Source organism: Roseibium sp. RKSG952 (assembly GCF_009711355.1).
This window is the reverse complement of the sequence record NZ_SMMF01000350.1, coordinates 1-678: the sequence shown is the minus strand read 5'-3', so window position 1 is coordinate 678 and position 678 is coordinate 1. Positions and strand designations below refer to the sequence as shown.

Genomic DNA, 678 nt, shown 5'->3' with positions numbered 1-678 from the left:
CACACCACAACGATCAACCCGGACCAGAGGCACGCCATCATCTGCCGCCTGATCCTGAGCGTCGATCCGCGCGGCCAGAGCCGCAACACTGCCTGCCTCGAACACATCGCGCACGGCAACCGCCTTGCCCGTTGCCGCCTCGAGACGGGCCACAAGGCGCACCGTGCTCAGGGAATGGCCGCCAAGTTCGAAGAAACTGTCCTGACGCCCCACCTGTTCCAGATCCAGCAGATCGGCCATCGCCCCGGCCACGAGCTGTTCGCTTTCCGTTGCGGGCGCTTCGTAGGGGCGTTGCGCCACGCTGCCGGCAACATCGGGCAGCGCCTTGCGGTCGATCTTGCCCGACGGCGTCATCGGCAAGCGCGACAGGCCGACAAACACGGACGGAACCATATGCGCCGGCAGCAACACCTCCAGACAGGCCCGCAAGTGTCCGGGCTGAAGCACAGGCTCCAGATCCAGAACATGCATCTCCTGCAAGTCGGATGGGGCCATGTCCGCCGGAGCAATCCCGAGCGCATCCGCAATCATCTGATCCGTCACGGCGTCAGGAACCAGATAAGCAACCAGCCGGGTCTCCCCGGCGCCCGTCTTGCGCGCCACCACCGAGGCCCGTGCGATCCCATCCTGTGCCACAAGCGCGGCCTCGATCTCGCCAAGTTCCACCCGCATGCCGCG

1 protein-coding gene is annotated in these 678 nt (G+C 65.9%); it reads right to left on the bottom strand.

What is annotated here, in order from left to right; translation table 11 throughout:
• On the bottom strand, positions 1 to 678 hold a 678-nt coding region (locus tag E1297_RS01000), incomplete at both ends, for a phosphopantetheine-binding protein (RefSeq protein ID WP_244327586.1).